16 protein-coding genes are annotated in these 18,422 nt (G+C 58.5%); 10 read left to right on the top strand and 6 right to left on the bottom strand.

All coding sequences use genetic code 11. The annotated features are described in order from the left end of the window. Positions 1-333: 333 nt before the first annotated feature. Together AC2T6E_RS09290 and fumA are read left to right on the top strand one after the other, a co-directional pair. Positions 334-1,842, top strand: coding sequence for an anion permease (locus AC2T6E_RS09290; protein WP_108417534.1), 1,509 nt, complete (start codon positions 334-336; stop codon positions 1,840-1,842). A gap of 55 nt (positions 1,843-1,897) precedes the next feature. After that, a complete protein-coding gene (fumA, locus tag AC2T6E_RS09285; protein WP_447854699.1) occupies positions 1,898-3,547 on the top strand; it encodes a class I fumarate hydratase FumA in 1,650 nt (549 codons plus the stop codon). Here fumA and AC2T6E_RS09280 read toward each other — a convergent pair. Continuing rightward, entirely contained in the window at positions 3,536-4,417 is an 882-nt protein-coding gene (locus tag AC2T6E_RS09280) for a LysR family transcriptional regulator (RefSeq protein ID WP_100165974.1), read from the bottom strand. The genes fumA and AC2T6E_RS09280 overlap by 12 nt on opposite strands. Positions 4,418-4,533: 116 nt before the next feature. On the opposite strand from AC2T6E_RS09280, the gene AC2T6E_RS09275 reads away from it, so the two are divergent. The 3 genes from AC2T6E_RS09275 (at position 4,534) to AC2T6E_RS09265 (ending at position 8,372) form a co-directional block, all read left to right on the top strand. Then, positions 4,534-5,832, top strand: coding sequence for a serine hydrolase domain-containing protein (locus AC2T6E_RS09275; protein WP_447854700.1), 1,299 nt, complete (start codon positions 4,534-4,536; stop codon positions 5,830-5,832). Positions 5,833-6,272: 440 nt separating this feature from the next. Continuing rightward, positions 6,273-7,568, top strand: coding sequence for an MFS transporter (gene tcuC / locus AC2T6E_RS09270; RefSeq protein ID WP_120157903.1), 1,296 nt, complete (start codon positions 6,273-6,275; stop codon positions 7,566-7,568). Positions 7,569-7,583: 15 nt separating this feature from the next. Further along, the gene (locus AC2T6E_RS09265) at positions 7,584-8,372 is read left to right on the top strand and encodes a substrate-binding domain-containing protein (RefSeq protein ID WP_278435814.1); all 789 of its coding nucleotides are present in this window, start codon (positions 7,584-7,586) and stop codon (positions 8,370-8,372) included. On the opposite strand, the gene psrA is transcribed toward AC2T6E_RS09265, so the two are convergent. The 4 genes from psrA to AC2T6E_RS09245 all read right to left on the bottom strand — a co-directional run bounded on the left by psrA (position 8,347) and on the right by AC2T6E_RS09245 (position 10,290). Then, positions 8,347-9,246: an L-proline-binding transcription factor PsrA gene (psrA, locus tag AC2T6E_RS09260; protein WP_486691446.1), complete on the bottom strand. Its 900-nt coding sequence runs from the start codon at positions 9,244-9,246 to the stop codon at positions 8,347-8,349. The genes AC2T6E_RS09265 and psrA overlap by 26 nt on opposite strands. A gap of 92 nt (positions 9,247-9,338) precedes the next feature. Further along, the gene (locus tag AC2T6E_RS09255; protein WP_278435816.1) at positions 9,339-9,929 is read right to left on the bottom strand and encodes a cryptochrome/photolyase family protein; all 591 of its coding nucleotides are present in this window, start codon (positions 9,927-9,929) and stop codon (positions 9,339-9,341) included. Beyond that, a complete protein-coding gene (locus tag AC2T6E_RS09250; RefSeq protein WP_278435817.1) occupies positions 9,884-10,147 on the bottom strand; it encodes a cryptochrome/photolyase family protein in 264 nt (87 codons plus the stop codon). Before AC2T6E_RS09250 ends, AC2T6E_RS09255 begins: the two co-directional genes overlap by 46 nt. Further along, the gene (locus tag AC2T6E_RS09245) at positions 10,144-10,290 is read right to left on the bottom strand and encodes a DUF2256 domain-containing protein (RefSeq protein WP_074147234.1); all 147 of its coding nucleotides are present in this window, start codon (positions 10,288-10,290) and stop codon (positions 10,144-10,146) included. The genes AC2T6E_RS09250 and AC2T6E_RS09245 overlap by 4 nt, the downstream gene beginning before the upstream one ends. Positions 10,291-10,503: 213 nt before the next feature. On the opposite strand from AC2T6E_RS09245, the gene mtfA reads away from it, so the two are divergent. Then, on the top strand, positions 10,504-11,301 hold the full coding sequence (gene mtfA / locus AC2T6E_RS09240) for a DgsA anti-repressor MtfA (RefSeq protein ID WP_214605598.1): 798 nt from the start codon (positions 10,504-10,506) through the stop codon (positions 11,299-11,301). Here mtfA and AC2T6E_RS09235 read toward each other — a convergent pair. Next, positions 11,298-12,509, bottom strand: coding sequence for an MFS transporter (locus tag AC2T6E_RS09235; RefSeq protein WP_454539961.1), 1,212 nt, complete (start codon positions 12,507-12,509; stop codon positions 11,298-11,300). The two genes, mtfA and AC2T6E_RS09235, sit on opposite strands and share 4 nt — an antisense overlap. A gap of 138 nt (positions 12,510-12,647) precedes the next feature. On the opposite strand from AC2T6E_RS09235, the gene AC2T6E_RS09230 reads away from it, so the two are divergent. The 4 genes from AC2T6E_RS09230 to AC2T6E_RS09215 are packed head-to-tail and all read left to right on the top strand — an operon-like array spanning position 12,648 to position 18,398. Continuing rightward, positions 12,648-14,390: an IucA/IucC family protein gene (locus tag AC2T6E_RS09230; protein ID WP_454539962.1), complete on the top strand. Its 1,743-nt coding sequence runs from the start codon at positions 12,648-12,650 to the stop codon at positions 14,388-14,390. Continuing rightward, positions 14,390-15,337 (top strand): GNAT family N-acetyltransferase, encoded by a 948-nt coding sequence (locus AC2T6E_RS09225; RefSeq protein ID WP_148399952.1) that lies wholly within the window; start codon positions 14,390-14,392, stop codon positions 15,335-15,337. Before AC2T6E_RS09230 ends, AC2T6E_RS09225 begins: the two co-directional genes overlap by 1 nt. Further along, a complete protein-coding gene (iucC, locus tag AC2T6E_RS09220) occupies positions 15,334-17,076 on the top strand; it encodes an aerobactin synthase IucC (protein WP_486691441.1) in 1,743 nt (580 codons plus the stop codon). Before AC2T6E_RS09225 ends, iucC begins: the two co-directional genes overlap by 4 nt. Next, positions 17,073-18,398, top strand: coding sequence for a lysine N(6)-hydroxylase/L-ornithine N(5)-oxygenase family protein (locus AC2T6E_RS09215; protein WP_348552660.1), 1,326 nt, complete (start codon positions 17,073-17,075; stop codon positions 18,396-18,398). Before iucC ends, AC2T6E_RS09215 begins: the two co-directional genes overlap by 4 nt. Positions 18,399-18,422 lie beyond the last annotated feature (24 nt).

Below are 18,422 nucleotides of genomic sequence, written 5' to 3'. Positions count from 1 at the left end.
TAAATTGAACCACACTTTTATCATGTTATCAGGTTGATAAATTTAATCTTAAAAAAGCATAATACCCACATACGCCTGAGTGGTTATTAAAAAAAGAATAAAAATAAGACGGCAATTCTGTTTTTTTGATCGCGATCAATAGTTATGGCATCCAAAGGCGCAATATATAAACATCATATTTTTTAATTTAGCGCACTCCAATATGCGTTAAACCATTATTTCAGAAACGACAAAGACGCACCTTAAATAACTAAATAAAGCAAAAGAAACTAAAGAAAGCGAATTTGTCCTTTCAGTATAAAAAGCATTCTTAACAACTTAAGACGTGAAACTATGAATACAAAAACTGCTGTAACGCCTCCTGTGGCGAATCAGGCATCAAATGGACAAGCAAAACGACTGCTTATGATGGCGCTGCCCATCGTTGTCGCCGTACTGCTGCTGTTTGTTCCCGTTCCTGAAGGGTTGCCGCCTTACGCATGGCACTACTTCGCTATCTTTGTTGGCGTGATCGTGGGGTTGATCTTCGAACCGCTGCCGGGTGCGGTGATCGGTCTGACCGGTGTGGTCGCCATTGCCCTCTGCAGCCAGTGGGTACTCTTCAGCCCGGAACAGCTGGCTGACCCGAAATTCAAGCTGGCAGGTGCCTCCTTTAAGTGGGCGGTGAGCGGTTTTGGTAACTCAACCGTCTGGCTGATCTTCGGTGCCTTCATGTTTGCCGCAGGCTATGACAAAACCCGCTTCGGCCGCCGTCTGGCGCTGATTCTGGTGAAGTACCTGGGCCGTCGCAGCCTGACGCTCGGTTACGCTATCACCTTCGCGGACCTGCTGCTGGCACCGTTTACCCCGTCCAACACCGCGCGCAGCGGCGGGACTATCTACCCAATCATCGCTAACCTGCCGCCGCTGTACGGTTCAAAACCTAATGACCCAAGCGCGCGTAAGATTGGTTCGTACCTGATGTGGGTGGCGATCACCGCGGCCTGTATCACCAGCTCGATGTTCCTTTCTGCTCTGGCTCCTAACCTGCTGGCGCTGGCGCTGGTGAAAAGCACTGTCGGGATCAACATCTCCTGGGGCACCTGGTTCATCGCCTTCCTGCCGCTGGGCGTGCTGCTGATTCTGACCATGCCGCTGCTGGCTTACTGGTTCTATCCACCTGAAGTTAAAGTGAACGACGAAGTCCCGCTGTGGGCGACCCGTGAACTCGAAAAACTGGGCAAACTGTCCCGCAACGAAATCCTGCTGCTGGTGTTCGTGTGCTGTGCGCTGCTGATGTGGATCTTCGCTGCCGCATGGATTGAACCGGCAATGGCTGCCCTGCTTATCGTAGGTCTGATGCTGTGGACCGGCGTACTGGAGTGGAACGATATCACCGGTAACAAAGCCGCATGGAACACCTTCGTCTGGTTCGCCACGCTGGTAGCGCTGGCAGATGGCCTCTCCTCCACCGGCTTTATCAGCTGGCTGGGTAAAGAAGGCGGTCTGTTAATGAGCGGTATCTCGCCGGGTGTGGCCACCATCGTCCTGCTGCTGGCGTTCTACCTGCTGCACTACCTGTTTGCCAGCACCACCGCGCACACTACAGCGCTGCTGCCAGCGATGCTGACCATCGCCTCCACCATCCCGGGCATGAATATGGAAGTGTTCGTTCTGCTGATGGTGACCTCGCTGGGCGTGATGGGGATCATCACCCCGTACGGTACTGGCCCAAGCCCGATTTACTACGGTAGCGGCTACCTGCCAACCAAAGACTACTGGCGCCTCGGCACCATCTTCGGTGCCATCTTCCTGGCGGCCCTGCTGCTGATTGGTTATCCGTGGATGTCCATGATGTTCTGATTCCTGACCGCCGGACTTCTCCTCCGGCGGTTTTATTTTTGTGGAGCAATACGCTATGTCAAACAAACCGTTTATCTACCAGAACCCCTTCCCTCTCGCGCACGATGACACCGAATACTATCTGCTGACCAAAGAGCACGTTTCCGTTGCCGAGTTCGACGGCCAGGAAGTGCTGAAAGTGGAGCCGGAAGCCCTGACCCTGCTGGCACAGCAGGCCTTCCACGATGCCGCGTTTATGCTGCGCCCTTCCCACCAGAAGCAGGTTGCCGCTATTCTCAACGACCCGGAAGCCAGCCAGAACGACAAATACGTTGCCCTGCAGTTCCTGCGTAACTCTGAAATTGCCGCCAAAGGCGTGCTGCCAACCTGTCAGGATACCGGCACCGCGATCATCATGGGCAAAAAAGGCCAGCGCGTCTGGACCGGCGGCGGTGATGAAGCGGCCCTGAGCCAGGGCGTCTATAACACCTACATTGAAGATAACCTGCGCTACTCGCAGAATGCGGCGCTGGATATGTATAAAGAGGTGAATACCGGCACCAACCTGCCCGCGCAGATTGACCTCTACAGCGTAGACGGCGACGAGTATAAATTCCTGTGCATGGCGAAAGGCGGCGGTTCTGCCAACAAAACCTATCTCTACCAGGAAACCAAAGCGCTGATCACTCCGGCGAAGCTGAAAAACTACCTGGTTGAGAAGATGCGCACCCTGGGTACCGCAGCCTGCCCGCCGTACCACATTGCCTTTGTTATCGGCGGAACCTCGGCGGAAGCCACGCTGAAAACCGTTAAGCTGGCTTCCACCCGCTACTACGATGCGCTGCCAACCGAAGGCAACGAACACGGTCAGGCGTTCCGTGATGTTCAGCTCGAACAGGAACTGCTCCAGGAAGCGCAGAACCTCGGTCTGGGCGCGCAGTTTGGCGGCAAATACTTTGCCCACGACATTCGCGTGATCCGCCTGCCGCGCCACGGTGCCTCCTGCCCAATCGGCATGGGCGTCTCCTGCTCCGCTGACCGTAATATCAAAGCGAAAATCAACCGCGACGGGATCTGGGTTGAGAAGCTGGAACACAATCCGGGCCAGTATATTCCTGAGTCCCTGCGTCAACAGGGTGAAGGCGACGTGGTGAGCATCAATCTCGACAAGCCGATGAATGAGATCCTGGCGCAGCTTTCCGCGCACCCGGTCTCCACCCGCCTGTCGCTGAACGGCACCATCATCGTGGCGCGCGATATCGCCCACGCGAAGCTGAAAGAGCTGCTCGACAACGGGGAAGAACTGCCGCAGTACGTTAAAGATCACCCGATTTACTACGCAGGCCCGGCGAAAACGCCAGAAGGTTACGCGTCTGGCTCACTCGGACCGACCACTGCGGGACGTATGGACTCCTATGTGGACTTACTGCAATCCCACGGCGCGAGCATGATCATGCTGGCGAAAGGTAACCGCAGCCAGCAGGTGACGGACGCCTGCCATAAACACGGCGGCTTCTACCTCGGCAGCATCGGCGGCCCGGCAGCGGTACTGGCGCAAAACAGCATCAAGAGCCTGGAGTGCGTCGCGTATCCGGAGCTGGGTATGGAAGCCATCTGGAAAATTGAAGTAGAGAACTTCCCGGCCTTTATCCTGGTGGATGACAAAGGCAACGATTTCTTCCAGCAGATCCAGAACGCGCAGTGTAAAGGGTGCTCACAGCGCTGAGTCTTTCCACAATGCCGGCAGCAGCGACAGCGTTTCATTAATTAACCCACGCTTGTCGCTGCCCGGTTTCCAGATCGTCACCATCGTCTGACCGATCCCCTGGCTGCCCACTTCGGTGTGCAGCCTTTTTACGTTTTGCCATCGCGCCGCCTGAAGATGCGTCGGCAAAAATCCCCAGCCGCACCCTTTCTCCAGCAGGCCGCGCAGCATCTCCAGCTCGTTGGTAAAAATCGTATGGCCGGAGATTTGCAGGCGACGCGCGACCGGCTCGTCAGACGCAGGGTGCATAACCACCTGCGGCACAAGGGAGAGGTCGAGGAGCGACACCGGCGATGCATTCTCCCTGAAAAGCACTTTCGAGGCGTAAAAATCCATATCAATGGCGCCGAGCGCCCGCCACTCCATCTCGTTACCGACGCTACGATTGCGCGCCTGGCAGATGCCCAGATCGGCCGCACCGCGCGCCAGCATCGCTTCCGCGTCGTCGCGCGAGGCGCAGGTCAAACTCAAACGAACGTTGCGCGTCGCCATTTTCGCCAGCAGCGCCTGCAAAAAAGCCCTTGGCGTGAACGGATCGTAGACGAGGGAAATGTCCTGCATCGCGCTGTCCGGCACCGCTCTGGCAAACGCCTCGAAGGCCCTCACCTGCCGCATCAGCAGATGGGCCTGACGCTGAAGCTGCTCCCCTTCCGGCGTTAATTGCAGGTGGCGTCCCTCGCGCACGAACAGCGCGTAGCCCAGACCGTCTTCCAGAAAATCGATCAGATCGCGCAAGGTGGTGCGATCTTTTCCGAGCTTGCTGGCCGCCTTCATCAGGCTGCCGTGCTCAGCCACGGCGGTGAACGCCTCCAGCTGGGCAAACGAATACATCAATGTCGCCACACCTGACTCCCATTAATTTATGGGGGATTTTCCCCCATAACGCGTTTTTTATTATAGACCGCGTGTTCGTAAACTGAAGCCCTTCCTGACCAAACGAGATCAACATGAAAAACAAAACCTTAAAACTCACTCTGCTTGCCGGTCTGGTTTTCAGCAGCCTGTTCTCCCCCGCCGTCATGGCTGCCTGTCACGGCAGCGAGCTGACGGCCTGTCCTGCCCCGTATGATGCGAAACTGCCGGATGCGCATGCTATGCTGACCTGGAGCCAGACCGACCGCGTCGTGGGCTTTCGTAATGACTACCGCAACTATGCGGGAGACGTGTTCCGCCACGGCAACGCTACGCCGCTGCTGGCGGCAGACAAACCGCTCACCGATGCCCGTTACCGGGTTAACGGCAAGACCTGGAACTTTCAGGATTACCTGAAACGCCAGAACGTCAGCGGTATGCTGGTGCTGAAGAACGGCAAAGTGGCCTATAAATATCTGGGTGAAGGCAATACCGACTCCACGCTCTGGACCTCGCGTTCCGTGGGCAAATCGGTGGTCTCCGCGCTGGTGGGGGTGGCGCTCAAGGAGGGGCAAATCCATTCCCTGGACGATCTCATCACCCAATATGAACCGGATTTAAAAGGCACCGCCTGGGACGGCGTAACGCTGAAACAGCTCATCACCCATACCTCCGGCGTGGCGTGGAACGAAGACTACACCAACCCAAAATCAGACTTCGCGCAGCTTACCGAGTGTGAAGCGAAGCCGGGCACCTACGACTGCGTGCGAACGCTGGTGAAGGGGTTACACCGCGAGCATCCCGCGGGCGAAAGCTGGTCCTACTCCTCGGGCGGCGCATGGCTGCTGGGGGACGTGCTTGAACGCGCCACCGGCATGACGCTCGCGGCGTATCTGGAGAAAAGCATTTGGCAGCCTTACGGTATGGCGAGCGATGGCGTATGGCATGCCTACCGCAAAGGCCAGCACGACGTCGGTGCCCACGGCTTTAACGCCACGCTGGAAGACTGGGGCCGCTTCGGTCTATTCATCCTTCATAACGGCACATTGCCGAACGGGAAGTCGATCCTGCCCGCAGGCTGGGTGAAGCAGTCCGCAGACTGGACGCAGGCAACGGGATCGGTGTCGAAGGCGCATCCGAAAGGGTTATACGGCTATCAGTGGTGGAATAATGAAGTGCCCGCCACGGCCATGGAGGTTAAGCCCGCGGTGCAGGATTCGCTGAAAGATTCACTCTGGGCGCTGGGAATCTTTGGCCAGATGATTATGGTGAATCAAAAGGAAAACCTGGTCATCGTCCAGTGGTCAACCTGGCCGCAGGCGGAACCGTCATTCAGCGCCCAGCCGCTGGAAGCATCGCTGATGTTTAGCGCGATAGCTCAGGCGCTGCGCTGAATAGTGCACTTTATTGATATTACTGCCGCTCGTAGAAGGCGGCTAAGTTGTTGATCACGAGCACTCTGCGCGTTTCGCCCGGCGCCGCTACGCTTGCACGGGCCTACGGGTTTTGTAGGTCGGGTAAGCGTAGCGCCACCCGACAATAAGGCGGCTAAATTGTTGATAGCGGGTTAGCCATCCATCTCGGCCAGGCCCTGCCTGGCTTCTCTTCTGCGCGATGTCACAAAACAGCGATATCAGCCACTTAGTGGAATATGGTGAATGAGAAATCAATGAATTGTTAAGTTATTGTTAGAACTGTAAATCCTGGTCAACGCCCTGTCATTGATGCACGGCACGCATCAGTTCATGCGCGATTTGCGCTTATTAAATTCCCTTTATTGAGCCAGTTTTCAGAAACAGACGAGCATAACGTCACGATAAAACTGGAGACAATCATGATTTCCTCGACCCCACCTGCAACCGTTCGTGCAAGAGCGGGCGCGATACTTCGCGTCACCTCCGGCAACTTCCTTGAGCAATTCGACTTCTTCCTGTTCGGGTTCTATGCCACCTACATCGCGCACACCTTCTTCCCGGCGAGCAGTGAATTTGCCTCGCTGATGATGACCTTCGCCGTCTTTGGCGCAGGTTTCCTGATGCGCCCTGTCGGCGCCATCGTCCTCGGGGCTTATATCGACAAAGTTGGCCGCCGCAAAGGACTGATCGTCACGCTGTCGATTATGGCGGCGGGAACCTTCCTGATCGTGCTGATCCCCTCCTATGAGAGCATCGGCCTGTGGGCGCCGCTGCTGGTGTTGATGGGGCGCTTGCTGCAGGGTTTTTCCGCCGGAGCGGAGCTTGGCGGGGTGTCGGTCTATCTGGCGGAAATCGCCACGCCGGGCCGCAAGGGCTTTTATACCAGCTGGCAGTCCGGCAGCCAGCAGGTGGCGATTATGGTGGCGGCGGCAATGGGCTTTGCCCTGAACGCGCTGATGGAAGAGAGCGCCATCCGCGAATGGGGCTGGCGCATTCCTTTCCTGTTTGGCTGCTTAATCGTGCCGTTTATCTTTTTCCTGCGCCGTAAGCTTGAAGAGACGGAAGAGTTTCGCGCGCGCCGCCACACGCTGGCGATGCGTCAGGTCTTTACTACCCTGCTGGCGAACTGGCCGGTTGTGGTTGCGGGCATGCTGATGGTGGCGATGACCACCACTGCGTTCTATCTGATCACCGTCTACGCGCCGACCTTCGGCAAAAAGGTGTTGATGCTGAGCGCCTCTGACAGCCTGCTGGTCACGCTGCTGGTGGCGATCTCTAACTTTATCTGGCTGCCGGTAGGCGGCGCGCTGTCGGACCGCTTCGGACGCAAACCGGTACTGATTGCCATGACGCTTCTGGCGCTGGCGACCAGCTACCCGGCGCTAACGCTGCTGGCGCAGGCCCCAAGCTTCTCCATGATGCTGAGCGTGCTGCTGTGGCTCTCTTTCCTGTACGGCCTGTATAACGGCGCGATGATCCCGGCGCTAACGGAGATCATGCCCGTTGAGGTGCGAGTGGCCGGTTTCTCACTGGCGTACAGCCTGGCTACCGCCGTCTTCGGCGGGTTTACGCCGGTCATTTCAACGGCCCTGATTGAGTACACCGGCGATAAAGCCTCTCCGGGCTACTGGATGAGCTTCGCGGCAGTCTGTGCCATGCTGGCAACGCTCTATCTCTACCGTCGCAGCGCGCTGCATCTGCAAACAGCCCGTTAATCTGGAGAGGATGATATGCACACATTTATACGTACAGGACTGACCGGGCTGGTATTGCTGGCAACCAGCGCAGCGGCGCTGGCCCAGGAGGTGACCGTCATGATCTCGGGCGGTTTTAAAGCCGCCCTGGAAAAGCTCGCGCCAGAGTATGAACACCGCACCGGGGATAAAATTGTGATTATCCCCGGCCCCTCAATGGGCACTACGCCGCAGGCCATCCCTAACCGCCTGGCGCGCGGTGAAAAAGCAGACGTGGTGATTATGGTCGGTGATGCGCTGGAGAAGCTTGAAAAAACCAGCCAGACCCTGCCGGGCTCGCGAACTGAACTCGCAGATTCCCCCGTTGGCATGGTGGTGAAAAAAGGTGCGGATGTCCCTGATATCAGTAGCGAGGCGACTCTGCGTAACGCGCTGCTACAGGCCAGCTCCATCGCCTACTCTGACAGCGCCAGCGGCAGGTATGTCAGCCAGGCGTTGTTCAAAAAGCTGGGGATTGAAAAGGAAGTGGCGGGCAAAGCGACAATGGTCGAACGTATTCCGGTCGCCTCAGAAGTGGCGAAAGGAAAATACGCCGTGGGTTTCCAGCAGGTCAGCGAGCTGCTGCCGGTTCAGGGCGTCACCTTTATCGGGAAAATTCCTGATAGTCTGCAATACATCACGCGCTTTGCGGGTGCGGTCACCCGCCATGCAGAGCATCCCACGGAGGGGAAAGCGCTGCTGACCTATCTCGCCTCACCGCCCTCCAGGACCGTCATCGAGAAGACGGGGATGATCCCCGTTACGTCCGGCGGTACTGCGCGGTGATCTGCTTTTCCAGTTCAGCCGCAATGTAAGACTGGATGCGCCCCCGGCGCCGGATAAGCCCCACGGTACGTTTCACTTCCGGTGCCACCAGCGGCAGATGCGTCAGCAACGTGTGCGCTGACGTCGGCATCGACATGGCGGGGACGGCCGCAATGCCAATCCCCGCCTCCACCATCCCCAGCATCGTGGTAACGTGGCGCGTTTCACAGACGCTGGGACGCTCGGGAACGATATTCCCCAGCATCCTGTCGAGCAGGTTACGGTTGCCTGACGTTTTATCGAGGGAGATATTATCCTGCTGATAAAATGCCTTCCACGTCAGATGACTCTTCTGCGCCAGCGGGTGATCCTTTCTGCACGCCGCAACATAGACATCCTCCACCAGCGGGAAAAATTCAATTTCCGACGGTAAGTTTCCTGCGAAGGAGATGCCAAAATCCGCCTGGCTTCGGGCCACGGCGTCAATCACATTCCCCGCGCTGCTGTCGATGATCTTAATGCGAACGCGCGGATAGCGGGACTGAAAACGACGGATCACATCAGGCATAAAGTAACAGGCGGCGGAAGGTACCGTGGCAACCGTAATCAGCCCCGTCCGCTCTTCACTGACTTTATCAACATCCGCGAGCATTGACTCAACGTTGTCGAGCAGCTGCGCGGAGCGTTCAGCAAAGTTTTGCCCGTATAACGTTAAGGCCACGCGGCGGGTGGTACGATCGAACAGCCGGTTTCCCAGCGCGGCTTCCAGCTTTTCAATCCTGCGGCTCAGCGCCGACTGGGATAAGCAGATAGATTCAGCAGCGACACGGAAGTTACCGTATTCCACTAACGCTCTGAAAGCATAAAGATCGTTAAGGTCAAAATTCACGGGCATAGCGTCTGGATGTCCTGTCAGGGAATACGCAACAAAGTCAAAAATAATAGCCTCTTATTGACCTACCGCAACCGGTGCGGTGTTGAAATACGTCAGAGGTCGTTGAGATGCAGGCGAACATACCCGGCGCGATCGGCAAGGGCCTGCCGCTCCTCTTCCTTCATGTTCGCAAGCTGTTTAAAGACGATGCCCAGGCGGGGATTGTTACCCAGACGCGCCTGATTGCGCGCAAAGAAATCCCAGTAAAGGGCATTGAAGGGACACGCCAGCTCTCCGGTACGCTGATTGTGCTGATACCGGCAGCCCTGACAGTAGTTACTCATCTTATGAATATATGACGCGCTTGAGACGTAGGGCTTGCTGGCCAGTAACCCGCCATCGCCAAACTGGCTCATGCCGAGGGTATTGGGCAGCTCCACCCATTCAAAAGCATCAATGTAGACCCCCAGATACCATTCATGAACCGCCTGCAGCGACAGGCCGCTGAGCAGGCTAAAGTTCCCGATGACCATCAGGCGCTGGATATGGTGGGCGTAAGCCTCGGTGAGCGACTGTCCAACGGCATGCGCCAGGCAGCGCATCTGCGTCTTGCCCGTCCAGAACCAGTCCGGCAGCGGGGTGTGCTGGTCTAAGGCATTCAGCTCCCGATAGCCCGGCATTTGCGACCAGTAAATCCCGCGCACGTACTCCCGCCAGCCGAGAATCTGTCGGATAAACCCTTCAACGGCAGGCAGCGGCGCATGGCCGCGAAGATGGCGATAACTTTCTGGGCGTGGTGAAGCACATACGCGGTTTCTGCCCGCAGTTCCAGCATCACGTAAATGACATTCGGATTGCAGTCATAAAACCAGCCGTGGTGTGGATTAAGCTGATCGCCCAGAATCAGGCGCAGTTCGGTCAACGGTGGCTCCTGCGACAACGCTCAGAACAGTATTTGACCTCATCCCAGCATTTCGCCCATTTCTTTCGCCACGTCATAGGCCGCTGGCAGTGCACGCATGCTCGGCTGGGCAGATCCTGCTTGTTACCTTTGAAATCGCTCATTTTTCAATACCGTACTGATTTCTTCACTGAACCTGTGGGCTAAGGCTACGACAGACTTCACAAAATGAAGGTGATGCCCGCAAACCGCTACCCACTGCTACGTACGAATGATAGTTTATTCAGGCTGGAATTGTCGCAGTGAGCGATTTTCTGGCATCTTAACTGAACCTGACTTTCCCTTTTTGTTCAAGTGACGAGTTTGCGAGCAAAGCGATGATTAAGTGGCCCTGGAAAACGAATGAGGCTGGCCGGGATATGGCGCTGCCGTGGGATGACGCGCTGGCGATCCCTGTTCTGGCTAATCTTAAGCCGGATGAACAATCGAAACTGGTTCAGATGGCGGATCGTTTTTTGCAGCAAAAACGCCTGGTTCCGCTACAGGGGTTCGAGCTGGATCCGCTGAAAAATACCCGTATCGCCCTGCTTTTCTGTCTGCCGGTGCTGGAGCTCGGCATTGAGTGGCTGGATGGCTTCCACGAAGTGCTGATCTACCCGGCCCCCTTTATCGTCGATGATGAGTGGGAGGATGACATCGGGCTGGTGCACAACCAGCGCGTGGTGCAGTCCGGTCAGAGCTGGCAGCAAGGGCCGATCATCCTTAACTGGCTGGATATTCAGGACTCGTTTGATGCCTCAGGCTTCAACCTGATTATTCATGAAGTGGCGCACAAGCTGGATACCCGCAACGGCGATCGCGCCAGCGGCGTGCCGCTGATCCCGCTGCGTGAAGTGGCCGGATGGGAGCACGACCTGCATGCGGCGATGGAGAATATCCAGGATGAGATAGACCTGGTGGGGGAAAGCGCGGCCAGTATTGATGCCTATGCCGCAACCGATCCTGCCGAGTGTTTTGCGGTGCTGTCAGAGTATTTCTTTAGCGCACCGGAACTCTTTGCGCCGCGATTCCCGGCGCTGTGGCAGCGTTTTTGCCAGTTTTACCAGCAGGATCCGTTGCAACGTCTGCGACAAAATGAAGACCCTGCCGGTCATTCATCCCGCCAGGTCCATTAAGCTTTTTCAGCAGGGGGACGCGCGGAGCAGCGCACCCCTATGCTCACCAGCAAAAACAGCAGCGCCATTCCCCATGCGGCAGCAATTAAAAACGACTCACCGTAAAAGCGGGTTACGACAGGCACCAGCATCGCACTCACCCCGTATCCTAACGTATGGCTGGTGGCAATAACGCCCGCCCCTTTCCCTGTCGTCAGCCTGTCGTTTAGCAGAAGCTGATATCCCGGCGTCGCCATGGCCGCCCCCAGCGACGTGATGACGATCCCCACATAGAACAGCGCCACATCCGCGAGACACATCAGCCCAAGTCCTGCCACCATTAACACCGCCGCGATGCAGAGCAGCGTCATCGGGCTGAAATGCTGCGGGCGGACCACCAGAAACTGCGCCGCGAGCGTGGCCAGTGCGGCCAGGCTCAGCAGCATCGCAACATGATGGCTGATTTGCACCGGGTCGCCCTGGAGCAACGGATGCAGATGCGGTGACAGGCCAAGCTGCATCAGGCTCACCAGCGCCGCCAGCAGCAGTGCCAGCCCCAGAAACGGTAGCATCGATACCTTCAGCCGCGTCGACTGGTGTGCCACCGGCGGCAGCGGCGGATCGGCCACTTCCCGCAGCACCAGCAGCAGCGCGATGAAAGGTGCTATTGCCATTAGCCAGAGCGGCGCCACCGGGTTAACGCTAAGCATCAGCGCCGCCAGCGGCGGCCCCAGCAGACGTCCGCAGCTGAGACCCGAGCTAATGGTCGCCAGCGCCGCCATTCTCTTCTCCAGACCCGCGCGCTGAATGGCCCACGTCTGCGCGGCGGGCACCAGCCCGGAGACCGTCAGGCCGTACAGCGTGCGCGAGAGAACAAGCCCCGCCAGCCCCCACAAAGCATTTAACACGCCGTTGCTCATCGCCCAGACCACCAGCGCCATCACCAGGAAACTGGCCAGATAACCACCGAGGGAGGCGATCATGACCACCTTGCAGCCGTGCCGCTCGCTCTGTCGTCCCCACCAGGGAGAGGCGGGTAAAAAGAGCATTGAGCCAAACATCAGTAGCCCCGCCCAGACGGAGAGTGTGAGTCCGGTCAGGCTGACCAGCTGCGGCAGCATGACCAGCAAACCATTTTGCCCGATACCTAATAAACCGGCGCACAGCGCCAGGGGCCAGTTCGCTTTCGGGGTGACGTTGTCCATCAGAGTTTCAGAGGTTGGGCGCATAGAATTGTGAAGATAGTGTCAATAAATATGTGGAAATTATGAAGTTTATGAAAACAAATATTGCAAAAATAGTTGCGACTGTAAACAGAATGAATATCATAACGAGAATTATTATCAGTCATGGAATGAGGTACTTTTATGCGTGCTCTGCCCCGCTCCGCCGGTACAGACGTTGCGGCCCAGTGTTTTTTGAACGCGCTGCTGCGCGAAACGAAGGACTGGCGCTATCACCCCGCTACCGCTGCGGATGAGTTATCGCAGATTCATATCCCGCTTTCCCAGACCCAGGCTATTCGGGTTCCAGTACGCTATTTTTCGCCCACCCAGCATCACCAGTATCGTTTTCCGGCAACGCTGCTCCACGCCGACAGCGATAGCGGTGACGCCGTCACCTTTACGCAATTGGTTGATTTAATTCTTGAAAAAACCTCCGTAAAAGGCTCACTGGATAGCGAAACGCTGGCACGCTTTAAACAGCGCGTCCTTGAGAGCCATGCGCACACCTGGCAGGCAATCGATCTGCGCCACAGCTGGGCAACCTTGCGCGATAAACCGCTGACGTTTGCCGAGGCGGAACAGGCGCTGCTGGTCGGCCACGCGTTTCACCCTGCGCCAAAATCCCACGAGCCGTTCAACGAAACCGAGGCGCGGCGCTATCTGCCTGATTTCGCCTCCCGCTTCCCGCTGCGCTGGTTTGCCGTTGAGAGCACGCTTATTGCCGGCGATAGCCTGAACGTCTCCCTGCGCGAACGTCTGCTGCGCTTCGCCGCACAGAGCGCGCCTGAGCTGCTCGGCCACTTCACCGATGCCCGCTGGCTGCTGCCGATGCATCCGTGGCAGGCCGACTATCTGCTGGAGCAGGCGTGGTGCCAGCGTCTGGCGGAAAAAGGTTCATTGCAGGATCTGGGCGAAGCGGGCGCGCAGTGGCTGCCCACCAGCTCGTCACGCTCGCTGTACAGCGAAACCAACAGCGACATGATTAAGTTCTCCCTCAGCGTGCGCCTGACCAACTCCGTGCGCACGCTGTCGGTGAAAGAAGTTAAGCGCGGGATGCGCCTGGCGCGCCTGGCGAAAACGGAACGCTGGCAAGATTTACAGGCACGCTACCCGACCATGCGCGTGATGCAGGAAGACGGCTGGGCGGGGCTACGTGACGAAAACGGCATCGTTCAGGAAGAGAGCCTGATGGCCCTGCGCGTCAACCTGCTGTTCGATACGCCAGACACCCAGACCAACGTGCTGGTGAGCCTGACCCAGGCCGCGCCGGACGGCGGTGATAGCCTGCTGGCCGCGGCGGTGCGCCGTCTCAGCCAGCGTCTGGAATTACCGCTCGACCGGGCCGCCCGCTGCTGGCTCGACGCCTATTGCGACCGCGTGTTACTCCCGCTGTTCAGCGCCGAGGCGGACTACGGCCTTGTCCTGCTGGCACACCAGCAGAATATCCTCGTTGAAATGCAGCAGGATTTCCCCGTCGGGCTTATCTACCGCGACTGCCAGGGCAGTGCATGGACCGAAGGGGCCGACGCGTGGCTGAAAGAGGCGGGTGAAACGGAGGTGGAAAACCGCTTCGGCGACAGTCAGCTGCTGCGCTACTTCCCGTACTACCTGCTGCTGAACTCTACCCTTGCCGTCACCGCCGCCCTTGCCGCCGCCGGTTTTGACAGCGAGGAGAGCCTGATGTCCCGGGTGCGCGACGCGCTGGCCGAACTGCGCAAGACGGCAGCGCAGACCCGCTGCCTCGACTACGTGCTCGACAGCCCGACCTGGAACTGCAAAGGCAACTTCTTCTGCTACCTGCACGATCGCAATGAAAACACCATCGTCGATCCGGCGGTGATCTATTTCGACTTTAGCAACCCGTTTTACAAGGAGAAGGCGTGATGGCCATTGCGAATATCGTCCATTCCGGCTACGGCTTTCGCTGCACAGCCACGGAAAAAAACCTGCCGCTGACGCTGGGTCTTGACGGCAGCGCGGTGCTGGAGCGTCTGAACGGGATCCCGGACGGCTGGCTGGCCGAGGCGCTGGATCAGCTGTTTGTTGCCGCACCCACGCTGACCGGCATCACCCTGCCCTGGGCAACCTGGCAGGATGAACCGCAGGCGCAGGCGCTGTTTCGTCTGGCAAGCGGGGATTATCTGGCGCGTGAAACCTTCTGGCAGCTGCCGCTGTGGCTAAAAGGCGAACAGCCGCAGTCCAGCGGCGGGATGCAGTTTGATGAGAGCCGTCAGCTGTACTTCCCGCTGCGTCCTCGCCGCCCGCAGGGCGAAGTGTACCGCCGTTACGATCCGCAAATTAAGCACACCCTGAGCTTCCGCGTGGCCGACGTGGCGCTGGACGGCGAGCGTTTTACCCAATGGATGAACAACCCGCGCGTGAACGCCTTTTGGGAGATGGCGGGCCCGCAGGCCGAGCAGGAAAGCTACCTGCGTCGCCAGCTTGACTCGACCTACTGCTACCCGGTTATCGGCTGCTTCGACGACCAGCCGTTCGGCTATTTTGAGCTTTACTGGGCGGCGGAAGACCGCATCGGCCGCCACTACCGCTGGCAGCCGTTTGACCGCGGGCTGCACATGCTGGTGGGTGAAGAGAACTGGCGCGGCGCGCAGTACATCCGTAGCTGGCTGCGCGGCCTGAGCCACTATCTGTATCTCAATGAACCGCGCACCGCGCGCATCGTCGCCGAGCCGCGCTTCGACAACCAGCGCCTGTTCCGCCATCTGGCATCCGCCGGTTTTGAGACGATGAAAGAGTTCGACTTCCCGCACAAGCGCTCGCGCCTGATCATGAGCGAGCGTCACCGCTTCTTCAGCGAGGTGGAACTGTGAACGCGCTCTGGCAGAAAGTGAACCGCGAGATGGTGGCGAAGATCCTCGCCGAGCTGGAATACGAACGCACCCTGCGCGCTGAGCCGGTTTCGTCGGACGGCTGGCGCATCACCATGGGCAGCGAGTCCTGGCAGTTTCGCGCCGCGCGCGGGATCTGGGGCTGGCTGCACGTCGACCCGGACAGCCTGACCACCGCCAGCGGCGAAGCCGTCGAAGCGGAGAGCGCGCTGCTGCAGTTGGCGAAAGTGCTGGAGATGAGCGACGCGCAAACGGCAGAGCACATGGAAGATCTCTACGCCACGCTGCGCGGCGATATGCAGCTGCTGCAGGCGCGTGAAGCGCTGGACGCGGACGCGCTGATCCACCTCGACCCGGACGAATTACAGTGTCTGATGAGCGGTCACCCGAAGTTTATTTTCAACAAAGGCCGCCGCGGCTGGGGGCTGGACGCGCTGCGTCAGTACGCGCCTGAGTATCGCGGACGTTTTCGTCTGCACTGGGTTGCCGTTCAGCGGGAGCATCTGGTCTGGAGTAGCGATGCCGATTGCGAGATCAACGCTCTGCTGGCGAGCGCCATGGACAACGCCGAACGCGCACGCTTTGACGCCCGCTGGCAGGCGTTGGGTCTCAACGACGGCTGGCTGCCGGTGCCGCTGCACCCGTGGCAGTGGCAGCAGAAGATCGCCATTCATTTCCTGGCGCAGCTGGCGCGCGGAGAGATGGTCGAGCTGGGCGAGTTTGGCGATGAGTATCTGGCTCAGCAGTCCCTGCGCACGCTCACCAACGCCAGCCGTCGCGCGCCGTATGACATCAAGCTGCCGCTGACCATCTACAACACCTCCTGCTATCGCGGCATTCCGGGCAAATACATTGCCGCCGGGCCGCTGGCCTCGCGCTGGCTGCAACAGCAGTTTGCCACCGACGCCACGCTTGCCCGCTCTGGCGCGCAGGTGCTTGGCGAACCCGCCGCCGGATATCTGTCGCATCCGGGCTATGCCGCGTTGCCGAAAGCGCCCTACCGCTATCAGGAGATGCTGGGGGTGATCTGGCGCGAGAACCCGTCCTGTTATTTAGAGGACGGTGAACAGGCGGTGCTGATGGCGGCGCTGATGGAAACCGATAACGCCGGGCGCCCGCTTATCGACGCATGGATTAAACACTCGGGGTTAAGCGCCGACGCGTGGCTGGAAAAGCTGTTTGAAGCAACGGTGATCCCGTTCTACCACCTGCTCTGCCGCTACGGCGTAGCGCTGATCGCCCACGGCCAGAACGTGACGCTGGTGATGAAGGACTACGTCCCGCAGCGCATCCTGCTGAAAGATTTCCAGGGCGATATGCGCCTGGTGGATGAAGACTTCCCTCAGGCACAGAGCCTGCCGGAGCAGGTGAAGGCCGTCACGGCGCGCCTCAGCGCGGATTACATCATTCACGACCTGCAAACCGGCAACTTTGTGACGGTGCTGCGTTTTATCTCGCACCTCACCCTGCAATGCGGCGTCAGCGAAACGCGCTTCTACCAGATTCTGGCCGAGGTATTACGTGGCTATATGGCCGCACACCCGGATCTGGCAGAACGCTTCGCCAAATTCGATCTCTTCAAGCCGCAGATTATTCGCGTGATCCTCAACCCGGTCAAACTGACCTTCTCCGAACACGACGGCGGCAGCCGCATGCTGCCGAACTACGTTACCGACCTTGATAACCCTCTTTTTCTCGCCTCCCGGGAGTCAGCGCAATGAAAACCTATGATTTCATCGGCATTGGTATTGGCCCGTTTAACCTCAGCATCGCCGCTCTGGCGGAAGGGCTGGACGGCTTTAGCTCGCTGTTCCTTGAGCGTAAGCCGCATTTTTCCTGGCACCCGGGGATGATGGTGCCGGACTGCCACATGCAGACCAGCTTTCTGAAGGATCTGGTCAGCGCCGTGGAGCCGACCAACCGCCACAGCTTCCTGAACTACCTGGTGCAGCGTAAAAAGTTCTACCGCTTCCTGACCACCGAGCAGCGCACCGTCTCCCGCGAGGAGTTTGCGGACTACCTGTGCTGGGCGGCGGAAAACCTCACCAACCTCGCCTTCAGCCAGCAGGTACAGCAGGTGAGCTTTGATGAGACAAGCGGCCTGTTTGAGGTGGTGACCCAGCGGGATCGCTTCCTGGCGCGCCACGTCTGCGTGGGGATTGGCAAACAGATCAACCTGCCTGACTGCGTCACGATGCAGGACGATACCTGCTTCCACGCCAGCGAGATGATGCTGCGCACGCCGGATCTCGCGGGCAAGCGCGTCACCGTGATCGGCGGTGGCCAGAGCGGTGCCGACCTGTTCCTGAACATCTTCCGCGGTGAATGGGGCCAGCCGCGGAGCCTGAACTGGGTATCGCGCCGCAACAACTACAACGCGCTGGATGAAGCTGCCTTTGCTAACGAGTACTTCACGCCGGAGTACGTGGACAGCTTCTCCACGCTCGGTGAAGAGGCCCGTCGTCAGATGCTGCACGAGCAGAAGATGACCTCTGACGGTATTACCACGGAATCGCTGCTGGCGATTTACCGCGCCATGTACCACCGCTTTGAAGTGCTGCGTGAAAAACCCTGGGCTCACCTCCTGCCATCCCGCTCGGTGACGGCCCTCACGCGCCAGGAAAACGGACATCGCCTGAGCATTCAGCATCATCTCGATGGCGGTCAGGAACAGCTGGAGAGCGACGTGGTGATTTTCGCCACCGGCTACCGCGCCGTGCAGCCTGCGTTCCTCGCACCGCTGTCTCATCGCCTGCATCTTGATACGGACGAAGCCTTCTGCATCAACAACGATTTCACCCTTGAATGGGACGGTCCGCAGAGCAACCGCCTGTTTGCCGTAAACGCCGGGATGCACCGTCTCGGCATTGCCGAACCCCAGCTCAGCCTGATGGCCTGGCGCGCGGCGCGCATTCTGAATCGCGCGCACGATGACGAGCCGTTTGAACTGGCTACTACCCCTGGCGTTATCCACTGGCGAAGCACCGCCAGCCCGGAAAGTAGCCAGGTTTTTAAATCTTTAGCAAAAACGACCGAGTACTGACACACACATTCAGGATCAACATAA

It is taken from the genome of Enterobacter sp. B79-1 (assembly GCF_057444735.1).
The sequence above is the reverse complement of the archived record's forward strand: the minus strand, read 5'-3'. Positions and strand labels throughout refer to the sequence as shown.

Excerpts from the sequence above, each read along its gene's own strand:
- AC2T6E_RS09290 (WP_108417534.1), top strand. The coding sequence starts at position 334 with ATGAATACAAAAACTGCTGTAACGCCTCCTGTGGCGAATCAGGCATCA.
- fumA (WP_447854699.1), top strand. The coding sequence starts at position 1,898 with ATGTCAAACAAACCGTTTATCTACCAGAACCCCTTCCCTCTCGCGCAC.
- AC2T6E_RS09280 (WP_100165974.1), bottom strand. The coding sequence starts at position 4,417 with ATGTATTCGTTTGCCCAGCTGGAGGCGTTCACCGCCGTGGCTGAGCAC.
- AC2T6E_RS09275 (WP_447854700.1), top strand. The coding sequence starts at position 4,534 with ATGAAAAACAAAACCTTAAAACTCACTCTGCTTGCCGGTCTGGTTTTC.
- tcuC (WP_120157903.1), top strand. The coding sequence starts at position 6,273 with ATGATTTCCTCGACCCCACCTGCAACCGTTCGTGCAAGAGCGGGCGCG.
- AC2T6E_RS09265 (WP_278435814.1), top strand. The coding sequence starts at position 7,584 with ATGCACACATTTATACGTACAGGACTGACCGGGCTGGTATTGCTGGCA.
- psrA (WP_486691446.1), bottom strand. The coding sequence starts at position 9,246 with ATGCCCGTGAATTTTGACCTTAACGATCTTTATGCTTTCAGAGCGTTA.
- AC2T6E_RS09245 (WP_074147234.1), bottom strand. The coding sequence starts at position 10,290 with ATGAGCGATTTCAAAGGTAACAAGCAGGATCTGCCCAGCCGAGCATGC.
- mtfA (WP_214605598.1), top strand. The coding sequence starts at position 10,504 with ATGATTAAGTGGCCCTGGAAAACGAATGAGGCTGGCCGGGATATGGCG.
- AC2T6E_RS09235 (WP_454539961.1), bottom strand. The coding sequence starts at position 12,509 with ATGCGCCCAACCTCTGAAACTCTGATGGACAACGTCACCCCGAAAGCG.
- AC2T6E_RS09230 (WP_454539962.1), top strand. The coding sequence starts at position 12,648 with ATGCGTGCTCTGCCCCGCTCCGCCGGTACAGACGTTGCGGCCCAGTGT.
- AC2T6E_RS09225 (WP_148399952.1), top strand. The coding sequence starts at position 14,390 with ATGGCCATTGCGAATATCGTCCATTCCGGCTACGGCTTTCGCTGCACA.
- AC2T6E_RS09215 (WP_348552660.1), top strand. The coding sequence starts at position 17,073 with ATGAAAACCTATGATTTCATCGGCATTGGTATTGGCCCGTTTAACCTC.